Raw genomic sequence first — 12,601 nt, forward strand, 5'->3', positions numbered from 1 at the left:
CGCGGCGCGTCACGTAGCGCAGTCATCTCAATGAGGAGATGTTCCATGAGTGTGTACGACCTGACCGGACGTAAGGCCCTGGTGACGGGTGGTGCCCGTGGACTGGGTGCCGGAATGGCCGAGGCGCTTGCCCGGGCCGGCGCCGCCGTCGTCATCGGCGACATCCAGGAGGAGTTGGGCAAGGCGACGGCGGACGCGCTGGGGGAGTCCGGCGCCACCGCAGGGTTCGTCCAGCTCGACGTGACCGAGGACGCGAGCTGGGAGTCGGCCGTCTCACAGACGATCGCCGAGCTCGGCGGCCTGGACATCGTCGTCAACAACGCCGGAGTCGAGATCTCCGGTCTGGTCGTAGACCTCGACCCGGCCGAGGTGCGCCGGATGCTGGAAGTGAACGTCCTCGGGACGGCGCTCGGCGTCAAGCACGCGTTCCGCGCGATGCAGCCCGGCGGCCCGGCCGGCAGCGGCGGTGCGGTCGTCAACATCTCATCGGTCGCGGCCACCATCCCGTTCCCCGGCATCGCGGGCTACGCCGCGACGAAGTCGGCGGTCGACCGGCTCACCCGGGTGGCCGCGTTGGAGTCCGGAAAGCTCGGCTACGGAGTACGCGTCAACTGCGTCTACCCCGGACTGGTTCCGACCGACATGGGCGCCAAGCTGGCGGCCGACATGGTGACCCTCGGCCTCTGGCCCAGCGCGGAGGCGGCCGTCGGCGACGTCATCGGCCTCACCCCGCTCGGCCGGCTCGGCGAGGTCGCCGACATGGCCGACGCGGTGGTCTTCCTCGCCTCCGACGGCGCCCGCTTCATCACCGGCGCCGGCCTGCCGGTCGACGGCGGCATGGGCATGTGACGGGCCCCTCGGCCCCTCTGGCTCCTCCCTCCCTCCTCCGAAAGTCCGAAAGGACGCATGACCATGAGCAGTGACAAGCCCGTCGTCGTCTACGGCGCCTCCGGCTACACCGGCCGTCTCGTCTGCGAGTACCTCCGCGAGTACAACGTCCCCTTCATAGCCGCCGGACGCGACAAGGCGCGTATCCAGGAAGTCCTCGACAAGGTCCCCGGCATCGACACCGTGGACCACGAGGTCGTCGAGGTCGAGCACGCGGTGGGACCGCTGACCGAGCTCTTCCGCGGCGCCAAGGTCGTCAGCAACATGGTCGGCCCGTTCATCCAGTACGGGCCGGAGGTCGTGGAGGCGAGCCTCGCGGCCGGCTGCCACTACCTCGACACCACCGGCGAGCAGGACTGGGTCCTCGACGCCCAGGCGCGGTGGGGCGACCGGTACGCCGAGAAAGGCCTCCTGCTCTCTCCCGGCGTCGCGCAGATGTACACCACCGGCGAGATCGCGGCCGACATCTGCCTGGAGACCCCCGGCCTGGACACCCTCGACATCCTGGTGCTGTGGAAGGGATTCCCGACGTACGCATCCACGCAGACGATCTTCACCATCCTGAAGGCCGACTGGCATTACCTGGAGGAGAACCAGTACAAGAAGTGGGATCCGCTCACCGCCGTCGAAGTCGCCGTCCCCGGACAGCACGAAACGGCGCTGGTCCTGCCGTGGGGCGGCACCAGCCACCCCGTGTGGTTCAAGAACGATCCGAGGGTGGCGACCTGCAGAGTGCTCGGCGGGGTCACGGACCGCGCCGTCATGCAGGGCGTCGCCGACACGGTGAAGTTGGTCGAGTCGCAGATCAAGACCCTGCCGGCCGACCAGCAGGACGCCGCCCTCGCCGAGGTGGCCGCCTCCGTCCAGGCCGGTATGCCGCCCCGGGAGAACCCCCGGATCAACACCTCGGTGGACTCCGTCCACGCCTCGGGCCCGCTGGGCCGCGCCCATTGCGTGATCTACGGCAACAGCAACTACAAGCAGACCGGGCTGCTCCAGGCCTACGCCGCGTACTCACTGATCCAGCAGCCGCCCCGCCGCGTCGGCCTGGCCTCGGCCTGCCAGGCCTTCGGCCATCGCGAACTGCTCGGCGTACTCAAGAGTTTCGGGCTCGTCCTCGACCCGGTACTCACCGTCCACAGCTGAAGCCCACCGTCAACAGCTGAAAGGTGCCGCCGTGCGTCTGACCGACTACCTCGACAAGGGCGCCTCCCTGGGCCCCGGAGCGCCCTGCCTCACCACCGGGGACCACACCCGCACCTATGGCGAGGTCCAGGAACTGTCCTGGCGGGTGGCCCGAGCCCTGGACCGGTCAGGCGTACGGCCGGGGGACAAGGTGGCGATCCTGTCCGCCAACGATCCCACCGCGTTTTCCTGCGTCTTCGGCATCTCCCGGGCGGGCGCCGTGTGGTGCCCGGTCAACCCCCGCAACGAAGCCGCCGAGAACCGCGACCTGCTGGACCTCTTCGACTGCACCTGTCTGATCTTCCAGCAGGCATACACCGATCTGATCGCGAAGATCCTGCCCGACCTGCCGAAGCTGACCACGCTGATCTGCCTCGACGGAACAGCCGGAACAGTCGGAACAGCCGGAACAGTCGGAACAGACGGAACAGACGGAACACGCGGAACGAACGGATCCCCGGACCTGGGCATGCCCTTCGCGGACTGGCTGGACGGGGTGCCCGCCGAGCCGTGGGAGGCCTCGCCGGCCGACGACACCGTCATGCTCGTCGGTACCGGCGGCACGACGGGCAGCCCCAAGGGCGTCATGCTCACCGACCGGAACATCGAGACGATGTCGGCGCTGACCCTGATGAGCTACCCCTTCGGCACCCGCCCGGTCTACCTGGCGTTGGCCCCGCTGACCCACGCGGCCGGGGTGCTGTGCTTCCCCGTCATGACCCTCGGCGGCGAGATCGTCATCATGCCCGCCCCTGACCTCACCGACTTCCTCGCGCAGGTCGAACGCCACCGCGTCACCCACACGTTCCTGCCGCCCACCCTGATCTACATGCTCCTGGGCCACCCCGCCCTGGCATCAACCGACCTGACGTCGCTGCGGTGCCTCTGGTACGGCGCGGCTCCCATGTCGGCGGCTCGGCTGGAGGAGGCCATCGACCGGATCGGCCCGGTGATGGCACAGCTCTTCGGCCAGTCCGAGGCGCCGATGATGATCTCCACGATGGCGCCCGCGGACCACTTCCACGCCGACGGCTCGCTCGCCGTCGAGCGCTTCACCTCCGCCGGGCGCCCCGCGCCGCTGGTGACCGTGGCCATCATGGACAGCGAGGGCCGGCTGCTGCCGCCCGGCGAGCGCGGGGAGATCGTGGTGCGCGGCTCCCTGGTGATGGCCGGCTACTACAAGAACCCGACGGCCACCGAGGAGGCCTCCCGGCACGGCTGGCACCACACCGGGGACATCGGCTACCTCGACGCCGACAACTACCTCTTCATCGTCGACCGCGCGAAGGACATGATCATCAGTGGCGGTTTCAACGTCTACTCCGCCGAAGTCGAACAGGCGGTGATGGAGCACCCGGCCGTCCAGGACTGCGCGGTCGTGGGACTGCCGGACGACAAGTGGGGCGAGCGGGTGACGGCGGTCGTGCAGCTCCACCCTGATCAGAGCGTCACCGACGATGACGTACGCGCCTTTGTGAGGGCTCGCATCGGCGGCGTCAAGGCCCCCAAACAGGTCGAGGTGTGGCCGGACCTCCCCCGGTCGAAGGTCGGCAAGGTCCTCAAGAGCGAGGTCAGATCCCGTCTGCTGCACGGGAGTTCGCATGGTTGACAAGGTGCGGGTGGCCGGGGTCGGCATGATCCCGCGGGGTGGTCAGCACGGTGGAGTCGAAGCCCCCACCGGGGAGTACTCCAGGACGTCGATACGGCCGAACTGCGCGGCGGCGTCCTTGAGGGGTGAGGGCGTCGCGGTCGAGAACGTCCGCAGGGAACGCGGCGGCGGTGATGCGCTCGGCGGCGAAGCGCCGGAAGCGGTAGCGGGCACAGCTAAGACGCCTCCGTCCGAGCTGATGCGGCTCTCGGCGAGCAATTGCTCGGCAACTGATTGGTAACTTGTCGATATGGAACGGCCGGAAACACGCGAGCTCGAGTACTTCGTCGCGGTCGCCGAGGAGCTGCACTTCGGGCGGGCCGCGGAACGGCTCGGGATCGCGCAGCCGCCGTTGTCCAGGGCGATCGGCAGGCTGGAACGCCGGATGGGCGTTCAATTGCTCACGCGCACCAGCCGTCGTGTCCGTCTCACCGCGGCCGGTGCGGTTTTCCTGGCCGAAAGCCGGAAGGCGTTGACCGCGGTGGACGTCGCCGTGTCGCGCGCCCAACGAAGCGGCCGCTCGCACCGGCTGGTGGTAGCCGCGCGGCAGGGCACGGGGTCCGGGCTGCTGGCCAGGGTGGTGCGCGCCTACCGCCGCCTGCCCGGTGCGGCCGAGGTCCGGGTCGTGTTCAGCCGGGACCAGGTCGGTCTGCTGCGCAACGGCGCGGCGGACATCGCGTTGATGTGCGGCCACGTCCGTCGTGACGGACTGGAATTCTCCGAGCTCGCCGAGACGCCGACAGTCGCGTTGCTGCCGCTGGACCATTCCCTCGCGGCGAAACCGGCTGTTTCGGTCGCCGATGTCGTGCAGGACGAGCTTTTCCGGCCGCTGTGGCCGGAGGACGCGCCGGCGATCGCGCTCGACGAGATCATCGAGAAGGTCGCGATGGGCGAACTGATCGTGACGGTGGGGGCGAGCGCGACCGACCGGATCGGATCCGCCGTCGTGGCAGTTCCCGTTGTCGATGCGCCGCCGACACAGGTGGTGCTGACCTGGGGGAAGGACATCCCGGCCGCGACGCGTGACGCGTTCGTGCGTACCGCCGAGAGTGTGGCGGCCGGGATGTGGGCTCCTCAGCCGAAGGGGCCCAGCTGGGTGGCGCCACCGTCGACGACCAGCTCGAAGCCCGTGATGTAGCTGCTCTGCTCCGACGCGAGGAACAGGATGGCGTCGGCCTGTTCCTCCGGCCGCCCCCACCGGCCGAGCGGGACCTGCGACGAGAGGTTCGCCATGAACTCGCGCCTGGTGTCGTCATCGGCTCCGCTCCCGATGCCGGGAGTGTCCGTGGTGCCAGGTGCCACCGTGTTGACCCGGATATTCCGCCCCTTGAGCTCGCTCGCCCATCCTCGGGCGAACGAGCGGACCGCGGCCTTCGACGCGCCGTAGACGCTGTACCCCGGCGTCGAGGTGCTTCCCGACACGGAGCCGACCAGCACGATCGACGCGCCGTCGTTGAGCAGTGGAAGGGCCTTCTGGACGGTCTTCAGCGTGCCTTTGACGTTGATGTCGAAGATCTTGTCGAAGAGCTCGTCGGTGATGTCTTCGAGCATCGCGACTCCGGCGGTCCCGACATTCGTGACCAGCACGTCGATCCGTCGGCCGTCGCCCCGCACGGTGTCGTACAGCCGGTCGAGGTCCGCGGGGTCCGACACGTCGCCCTGGACGGCGATCGCGCCCACCTTCGCCGCGGCGGCTTCCAGTTCCTGCTGCCTGCGGCCGGTCACGTAGACCACCGCGCCCTCTTCGATGAATCGCTGCGCCGTGGCGAGTCCGATACCCGAACTGCCGCCGGTGATGACCGCGACCTTGTTGCTGAGCTTGTTCATGACGTCGAGTCCAACACCGCTCACCTGCGGGAACAATGACGGTTCCGGTATCACAGCTGTACCCGGCGGGTATCGGTGACCGTCGATCCGACGCCGACGCCGACGTTGGGTCGGCGAACCATCGGCGAGCATTAATAATGATTTATTCTTGACGTGGCTGAAACCTGCTGCTCATACTCGGAGGACTCATCGCAGTGTCCTGATCTCCACTGTTTGCGGTGACGACTCGTCAGGCTGGAGTGTTGCCATGAGGTTGGCCAGACATCGGGCGCGTAAGGCCGTCATAGGGGTTCTCGCCCTGGTCCTGACAGGACTCGCCGTGTCCGGATGCGGTGGCCGCGTGGGTGAGGGCGGGCGAGTGGGGCTGGTCTACATGGACGCCCAGGGCTACTACGCAGGTGTACGCAAAGGCATGCTGGACTCCTCGCGGAAGCTGGGCGAGGACGTGCAGATCCTCGAAATCAACGCTCAGGGCGATGCCTCGAAGGAGAGCAGGTTCGTCGACACGGTGAGCTCGGCGGGTGTGAAGGCGCTGGTCATGTCCCCGGTTTCCACCACTGCCTCGATCCCCGCGGTCAAGCTCGCCCACGACAGCGGCGTCAAGGTGATCTGCTACAACACCTGCCTCACCGACGAGGCGACCCGCAAGTACGTCAGCGCCTGGATCCTGGGCGACCCGGTCAAGTTCGGGGAGCTGGCCGGGGCGAAGGCCGCGGAGTACTTCGTCTCTCGCCGCATCACCGCCCCGCGGATCGGCGTCATCAACTGCGAAACGGTCGAGGTCTGCCGACAGCGCCGGGCCGGCTTCGAGAAGGCGCTGTTCGCCCGGCTCCCCGAGGCCCGCATCGTCGCCAACCAGCAGGGCACGACCATCGACTCCGCGGTCCAGGTCGCCGAACGGGTGCTGACCGCGCACCGCGGCCTCGACGCCTTCTACGGCGAGTCCGGCGGCGCGACGATGGGGGCCGTCAAAGCAGTCCGCCAGCGCGGCCTCATCGGCAAGACGGTGGTCTTCGGCAGCGACATGACCACCGACCTGGCCCGGGAACTGGTCGACAACCGGATCCTGAAGGCCGATGTCGACATCTCCGGGCAGGGTGTGGGCAAGCTGGCCGCCCACACGACGGCAAAGGTGGTCGGCGGCGAGAAACTCGGCTCCCAGATCGTCGCGGCGCCGGTCGAGCTGTACTCCACCCCCGGCCAGGCACGGAAGTGGCTCGCCACGCACCCCGACGGCCTGCCGTAACCGGCACGCAGGCCATGGTCGGCAGCGCGCCGAAATCAGCGCCGGTCAGCGCCGGGACCAGGGCCGAATCCCTTTCCCCACCGCACCCGTGGAGACCCCATGACGTCATCGGACCCTGCGCCGGGCCGCCCGGCCGGGCCCCCGGTAGCGACCGCGACCGGGCTGTGCAAGCAATACCCCGGCGTCCGCGCCCTCGACTCCGTCGACTTCACCATCCACAGTGGCGAGGTACGGGCCCTCCTCGGCCGTAACGGCGCCGGCAAGTCCACCCTCATCCGCCTGCTGTCCGGCGTCGAGACGCCCGACGCCGGTCAAGTGGTCATCGGCGGAGCGCCGTTGGGCGACGGCGGAGTACGCCGCGCGGCCGAACTCGGCGTGGCCACGGTGTACCAGGAACTCAGCCTGGTCCCCGAAATGACCGTGGCCGAGAACCTCTTCCTCAACGAGTGGCCCAAGCGCGGCGCTGCCGGGATCGACTATCCGCGCATGCGACACGAGTCTGCCGAGGTACTCGGCGAACTGGAGGTCGCCGTCGATCCCGGTGCGCTGGTGGGCACACTGCCGTTGGCGGAGCAACAACTGATCGAGATCGCCCGTGCGGTGCGCCGCCGCCCCCGGCTGCTCGTCCTGGACGAACCCACCAGTGCGCTGGCGACCGAGGAGGCCCACACCGTGTTGTCGGCCGTGCGCAGGATCGCCGACTCGGGTGTGGCCGTCATCTACGTCAGCCACCGGCTGGACGAGATCCGCCAGGTCGCCGGGAGCGTCACCGTGGTGCGGGACGGACGGCTCATCGACACCGTCGACGTGCGCGATGCGACGACGGCGCAGATCGTCGCCCTGATGCTGGGCACCACCGTCAGGGAGGCCGCAGCCCTGGAACCCCGGACCGTGGACCGGGCCCGCACCCCGCTGCTGTCCGTACGGGGGCTGAAACTGCCGCCGAAGCTGCACGGGGTGGACCTCGACCTCTACGCCGGCGAAGTGCTCGGCATCGGCGGCCTGCTCGGCTCCGGGCGCAGCGAACTGCTGCGCGCCATCGCCGGGTTCGAGCCCCGGGCGGAGCGGGTGATCGAGGTGGACGGGGTCCGAGTCGCCCGGCCCACTGCCGCGGCGATGAAGAAGCTCGGCCTCGGCATGACCCCGGAGGACCGCAAGGGCGCGGGCATCGTCCCGATGCTGGGCGTGGGCGAGAACATGACGATGTCGTGGTTCGGCGGTGTCAGCCGGCGCGGCAGCATCGCACCCGCCCTGGCCGAGCGCGCCGGACGGGACCTGGTGGAGCGGCTGTCGGTGAAGACACCCCGGCTCTCCACGCCGATCGTCAACCTCAGTGGCGGCAACCAGCAAAAAGCCGTGATCGGCCGGTGGCTGCATGCCCGCAGTCGCATCCTCCTGCTCGACGAGCCGACCCGCGGCGTCGACGTCGAGGCGAAGCAGCAGATCTATCGGCTGGTCCGCGAACTGGCCGGCAACGGGGCAGCCGTGGTCTTCGTCTCCGGCGAGCTGGAGGAGCTGCCCCTGGTGTGCGACCGGGTGGTGACGCTGCAACAGGGCCGGACAACACGCGAGTTCACCGCCCCCGACATCACCCTGGACAACCTCATGGCCGCCACCATGGCAGTGGAAGTGTGAGGCACCCATGTCTTCTTCGACGACTCTGACTCACAAGCCCGGCGGGTCCTCCGCGACAGGCGCCGCGACCTCCCGGCACCTGCTCCATCTCAACGAGCTGGGGCTGCTCGCCGCCATCGTCGTGCTGTACACAGCGTTGAGCGCCAGTGCCGCTGGGTTCCTCGACACCGAGAACCAGCTGGGTATCCTCCGCGACGCCGCGAGCGTGGGCATTCCCGCGCTCGGAGTGACCCTGGTGATCATCGCCGGAGAGATCGACATCAGCATCGGTCCGGCCGTGGCGTTCGCGTCGGTCATCTTTGCCAAGGGTGCGTCGGACTGGCACCTGGGCATCGCCGGAGCCCTGGTCCTCACACTGGCTGCGGGCCTCGTGTGGGGCGCCTTCGCCGGGTGGCTGCGGGCCCGGTTCGCGGTCCCCTCCTTCATCGCCACGCTCGGGTTGTGGAGCGCGCTCGGCGGCCTCGCTCTGTACGCGACGGACGCGCTGCCCATCCCGCTGCCCGCCTCCTCCTTCGTCGACAGCCTCGGTGGCAAGGTCCTGGGAGTGCCCACTCCGGCGGTCGTCTTCGTCGTGCTCTTCTTCGTCTTCTGGTACATAGCCCGCCGCACCGCCTACGGTCGCTCCGTCTACGCCACCGGCGGCAACGCCGCGGCCGCTCAACTGGCCGGCATCCCGATCCAGCGCATCAGGGTCATGCTGTTCGCCACAACCGGCGTGCTGGCCGCGCTGACCGGCATCCTTCTGGCCGCCCGGCTGGGTTCGGGAAACGGCGGCGCCGCCGCCGGGCTGGAGTTCGACGTGATCGCCGCAGTCGTCATCGGCGGCACGGCCCTGGCGGGCGGGCGGGGGAGCCTGATCGGGACGATGCTCGGCGTCATCTTCATCAGCGTGATCGCCAACGGCCTGGTCCTGCTGGGCGTCAACCCCTTCCTGCAGAACGTCGTACGCGGCGCGATCATCGTCGCCGCGGTCCTCGCCAACGTGATCATCAGCAGGCGGGGGAACGCCACGCGCGTGTCATGAACACCCCTCCGTTCTCCCGTACTTCCGCCCCACTCTCAGGGATCTCCATGAGTAACGCAGCCTCACCGTCTCTGCCCGCCAAGATGCGCGGCGTCTATCTCCCCGGGGACAGCACCGCCTCGGTGCGCTCCGTCGCGGTGCCGGAGCCCGGCCCGGGGCAGGTCCTGCTACGGGTCGGCGCGGCCGGCATCTGTGGCAGCGACATCGGCTACATCTACCGGGAGCACAAGACGCACCGGGGTGTCGAGGGACCCGCCTACCGCGGTGTGATCGCCAGTCATGAACCGTCGGGCACCGTGGTGGCCACCGGACCCGGAGTGCGCGCGTTCGGTGTCGGCGACCGGGTGGTGGTGTACCACATCGCCGGGTGCGGCCGGTGCGACGTCTGCCGTCGCGGTTACTTCATCAACTGCGCCTCCCCGGAGCGGGCCGCCTACGGCTGGCAGCGCGACGGCGCCGCCGCCGACTACCTCGTCGCCGACGAATCGACACTGATCCCGCTGCCCGATGAGCTGAGCTTCGTCGACGGCGCGCTGATCGCCTGCGGCTTCGGCACCGCCTACGAGGGGATCCGCCGGACAGCCGTCAGTGGCGACGACGACCTGCTGGTAGTGGGCCTAGGGCCGGTCGGACTGGCCGCCGGCATGATCGGTCGCGGCCGCGGCGCCCGACGCGTCATCGGGGTGGAGCTGTCCGAGGAACGGCGTGCGTGGGCCGACAGCCTCGGAGTGTTCGACGCCACCGTTCCGCCCGAGGAGACCGGCCCGGTCGTCGCGGAGCTGACAGGCGGCCGGGGCACGAGTACCGCGATCGACTGCTCGGGAAGCCGCCAGGGGCGTTCCACAGCCATCGAGCACATCGCCGAGTGGGGCCGGCTGTCGCTGGTGGGAGAAGGCGGCACGCTGGAGACCGAGGTGTCGGATTCGTTGCTGCACAAGCAGGTGACGATCTACGCGTCCTGGGTGACCTCTCTGCCCGCGATGTCGGAACTGGCCCGCAGCCTGGTGCGTTGGGGGATGCGACCGGAGAGCGTGGTCAGCGACCGGTTCGCCCTCTCCGATGCGGACACCGCTTTCCGGCTCGCGGCCGGGGCAGGCCGCGGCAAGGTCGTCCTGGTGCCGGATCTCGATGACTGAGCGGACGAACGACCAGGCGCAGGCGTTGAGCGGGGACGGGGTCGAGGTGGTCCGCAGCCCGGTCGGCCCCTACGAACTGGTCCGCCTCGACGCGGGAGCGCTGCAGCTCACCGCCGTGTCGGCGCTCGGCGGCCGACTCCTGTCGTTGACGCTGCACGGCCGTGAATTCCTGTACCGCAACGCGCGGTTGCTGGACGACGGCCTGAGCCCGCGCCCCGGCGTCCGGCCGGTCCCGCAGGACGGCCCGATGTCGGCCTGGCTGAACTGGGGCGGCGACAAGACCTGGCCCGCACCGCAGGGCTGGGACGGTTCCGGGCAGTGGGCGGGCCCGCCGGACCCGGTCCTGGACTCAGGACCGTACGGGCTGCGGCTCACCGTCCAGGGGCGAACAGCCCAGGCGGTCATGACCAGCGGCGTCGAACCGCGGACGGGTCTGCGCATCGAGCGCCGCGTCCAGGTCACTGCGGGACGGACGGCCTTCACGCTCGAGAACACCTTGACCAACGAGTCGGACCGGCCCCGCCGTTGGGCGGTGTGGAATGTGACCCAGCTGGCCGGCACGGCTCCGGGGTCCTACCCCGCGGGCGGTGTCTACGTGGGAACCGCAGGTTCCGGACGCCCGGAGACGGTCGGCCTGATCGCGGGCACCGGCCGCCCGCACGTGCACCGCACCGGCCGTGGTGTGCTGCACGTCCCGCACCAGGACGTGGTCGGCAAGGTGGGCTTCCCTGACGCCGCCGGGTGGCTTGCACACGTCGCTCCGCAGGGCACACTGACGCAGCGCTTCGAGGTTTCCCCTGCGGCCCGTTACCCCGACGCCGACTCGCGCGTCGAAGTGTGGCTGGAGCATCCGCTGGACGCGCCCCTGGAGCACTTGGGGGGCCTGCATCCCCTGGACCGGGTCGTGGAGTGCGAGGCGTTGGGCCCCCTCCAGGAGCTTGCTCCCGGGCAGTCGACGCGGCTGACCCTGGAGATCGGCGTGGGCGCCACCGCAGGCCCGGTCGAGGCGGTGACCTCCTGGGGCTTCTGGTCACGGCTCCCTCGGCTGGAGGACGGGCGGCTGGTCGGGGTGTTCGTACCCTTCCGCGACGGGATCCTGACGGTACGTCAGCCCCAGGAAGGCGACCGGCCGATGCAGTGCGGAACGCTGGTCGCGGGGGAGGCTTGTGCGTTCGATATCGGGCCGGGCCGACTTGCGGCGGCCGGGGCGGGCGCGATGTTCGTCGCCTCGGCGCCGGACGGCTCGGATACGACGACGGTTTCGCCCGGCCCGGGCTCAGGGACGCGCGAGAGCCGGTGAGTCGCCGCGCGTACGACGAACCGGACAAGGTCCGGCCGGCCACGAGTTCTCGTCCGTGCCCGGCACGAAGGCGCAGCCTCGCGCGCCGCAACACGCAACGCGGGCAGAGCAGTTGGGAATGTGTTCGGTGTGTCGTCCAGCCAGGGATGACGCAAGCGGCACGCTTCCCACGCCACAGCAACTGTCGCCGCTCGGCGGCGGGCGTCAGCGCCCTGTGCCGCTGTCGATCTGCTCGCGCAGTGAGCGGGCCCTCCTGTCTATTAGAACGCCAGGGCGTGGCATGCTTCGTCCGAGGGAAGCGCGACGTATCCCGATTGCCCGCAGGTCTGCCTGCACAGTCTTGAAGACATGACTGAGTGGGGGATCACGCCGGCCCGCAGGGGACTGACGCGAGTGAGCGTCGTCGCCGTTGTCGTGCTGGGCTCGGTTGCACTGACGAGTGGTGCGGCGCGGGCGGAAACGGCCGACACGGACAACCCGCCGCCCCACGGTGTACGTGTCGAAGTGACGGCGGGGCCCGCGCCTGGATGCCGTCGGATCGTCGTCGACACCGAGGGCAGTCACTCCCTCGTGACCGTGGGATGTGACGCCTGCCCGCACTCGCACGTGGCCGTGACAGCGCGCACAGCGCCCCATCCGCAGTTGGGTCTCGTATGGAAGCGAACGTGCGAGTGCGGGCAGGCGTCACATCCCACGGTCACGAGGGAGTGAC

The 12,601-nt window shown here is 69.6% G+C and carries 11 protein-coding genes; 9 read left to right on the forward strand and 2 right to left on the reverse strand.

Annotated features, from left to right (window positions below; translation table 11 throughout):
- The first annotated feature begins 45 nt into the window (after window positions 1-45).
- The 3 genes from G5C60_RS15370 to G5C60_RS15380 all read left to right on the forward strand — a co-directional run bounded on the left by G5C60_RS15370 (window position 46) and on the right by G5C60_RS15380 (window position 3,682).
- Entirely contained in the window at window positions 46-849 is an 804-nt protein-coding gene (locus tag G5C60_RS15370; RefSeq protein ID WP_165259424.1) for an SDR family NAD(P)-dependent oxidoreductase, read from the forward strand.
- 63 nt (window positions 850-912) lie between these two features.
- On the forward strand, window positions 913-2,034 hold the full coding sequence (locus G5C60_RS15375; RefSeq protein WP_165259425.1) for a DUF5938 domain-containing protein: 1,122 nt from the start codon (window positions 913-915) through the stop codon (window positions 2,032-2,034).
- 31 nt (window positions 2,035-2,065) lie between these two features.
- Entirely contained in the window at window positions 2,066-3,682 is a 1,617-nt protein-coding gene (locus G5C60_RS15380) for an AMP-binding protein (protein WP_165259427.1), read from the forward strand.
- Window positions 3,683-3,724: 42 nt separating this feature from the next.
- Here the strand turns inward: G5C60_RS15380 and G5C60_RS15385 are convergent, their stop codons facing one another.
- Window positions 3,725-3,895 (reverse strand): hypothetical protein, encoded by a 171-nt coding sequence (locus G5C60_RS15385; protein ID WP_241266817.1) that lies wholly within the window; start codon window positions 3,893-3,895, stop codon window positions 3,725-3,727.
- A gap of 76 nt (window positions 3,896-3,971) precedes the next feature.
- Between G5C60_RS15385 and G5C60_RS15390 the strand changes: the two genes are divergently transcribed.
- Window positions 3,972-4,859, forward strand: a complete 888-nt coding sequence (locus G5C60_RS15390; protein ID WP_165259429.1) for a LysR family transcriptional regulator — start codon at window positions 3,972-3,974, stop codon at window positions 4,857-4,859.
- Here G5C60_RS15390 and G5C60_RS15395 read toward each other — a convergent pair.
- The gene (locus G5C60_RS15395; protein ID WP_165259431.1) at window positions 4,796-5,548 is read right to left on the reverse strand and encodes an SDR family NAD(P)-dependent oxidoreductase; all 753 of its coding nucleotides are present in this window, start codon (window positions 5,546-5,548) and stop codon (window positions 4,796-4,798) included. The two genes, G5C60_RS15390 and G5C60_RS15395, sit on opposite strands and share 64 nt — an antisense overlap.
- Window positions 5,549-5,795: 247 nt before the next feature.
- On the opposite strand from G5C60_RS15395, the gene G5C60_RS15400 reads away from it, so the two are divergent.
- The 5 genes from G5C60_RS15400 to G5C60_RS15420 all read left to right on the forward strand — a co-directional run bounded on the left by G5C60_RS15400 (window position 5,796) and on the right by G5C60_RS15420 (window position 11,889).
- Entirely contained in the window at window positions 5,796-6,794 is a 999-nt protein-coding gene (locus G5C60_RS15400) for a substrate-binding domain-containing protein (RefSeq protein WP_165259433.1), read from the forward strand.
- 99 nt (window positions 6,795-6,893) lie between these two features.
- Window positions 6,894-8,429 (forward strand): sugar ABC transporter ATP-binding protein, encoded by a 1,536-nt coding sequence (locus tag G5C60_RS15405; RefSeq protein ID WP_165259435.1) that lies wholly within the window; start codon window positions 6,894-6,896, stop codon window positions 8,427-8,429.
- Window positions 8,430-8,436: 7 nt separating this feature from the next.
- Window positions 8,437-9,453, forward strand: coding sequence for an ABC transporter permease (locus G5C60_RS15410; RefSeq protein ID WP_165259437.1), 1,017 nt, complete (start codon window positions 8,437-8,439; stop codon window positions 9,451-9,453).
- A 47-nt stretch (window positions 9,454-9,500) separates the two neighbouring features.
- Window positions 9,501-10,589 (forward strand): zinc-dependent alcohol dehydrogenase family protein, encoded by a 1,089-nt coding sequence (locus G5C60_RS15415; RefSeq protein WP_165259439.1) that lies wholly within the window; start codon window positions 9,501-9,503, stop codon window positions 10,587-10,589.
- Window positions 10,582-11,889, forward strand: coding sequence for a DUF4380 domain-containing protein (locus tag G5C60_RS15420; RefSeq protein ID WP_165259441.1), 1,308 nt, complete (start codon window positions 10,582-10,584; stop codon window positions 11,887-11,889). Before G5C60_RS15415 ends, G5C60_RS15420 begins: the two co-directional genes overlap by 8 nt.
- Window positions 11,890-12,601 lie beyond the last annotated feature (712 nt).

This window comes from Streptomyces scabichelini, assembly GCF_011045015.1.
Lineage (GTDB): Bacteria > Actinomycetota > Actinomycetes > Streptomycetales > Streptomycetaceae > Streptomyces > Streptomyces scabichelini.

Bases quoted from the DNA above. Each gene is read 5' to 3' on its own strand.
- G5C60_RS15415 (WP_165259439.1), top strand. From the start codon at position 9,501: ATGAGTAACGCAGCCTCACCGTCTCTGCCCGCCAAGATGCGCGGCGTC.
- G5C60_RS15420 (WP_165259441.1), top strand. From the start codon at position 10,582: ATGACTGAGCGGACGAACGACCAGGCGCAGGCGTTGAGCGGGGACGGG.
- G5C60_RS15370 (WP_165259424.1), top strand. From the start codon at position 46: ATGAGTGTGTACGACCTGACCGGACGTAAGGCCCTGGTGACGGGTGGT.
- G5C60_RS15395 (WP_165259431.1), bottom strand. From the start codon at position 5,548: ATGAACAAGCTCAGCAACAAGGTCGCGGTCATCACCGGCGGCAGTTCG.
- G5C60_RS15405 (WP_165259435.1), top strand. From the start codon at position 6,894: ATGACGTCATCGGACCCTGCGCCGGGCCGCCCGGCCGGGCCCCCGGTA.
- G5C60_RS15390 (WP_165259429.1), top strand. From the start codon at position 3,972: ATGGAACGGCCGGAAACACGCGAGCTCGAGTACTTCGTCGCGGTCGCC.
- G5C60_RS15410 (WP_165259437.1), top strand. From the start codon at position 8,437: ATGTCTTCTTCGACGACTCTGACTCACAAGCCCGGCGGGTCCTCCGCG.
- G5C60_RS15400 (WP_165259433.1), top strand. From the start codon at position 5,796: ATGAGGTTGGCCAGACATCGGGCGCGTAAGGCCGTCATAGGGGTTCTC.
- G5C60_RS15375 (WP_165259425.1), top strand. From the start codon at position 913: ATGAGCAGTGACAAGCCCGTCGTCGTCTACGGCGCCTCCGGCTACACC.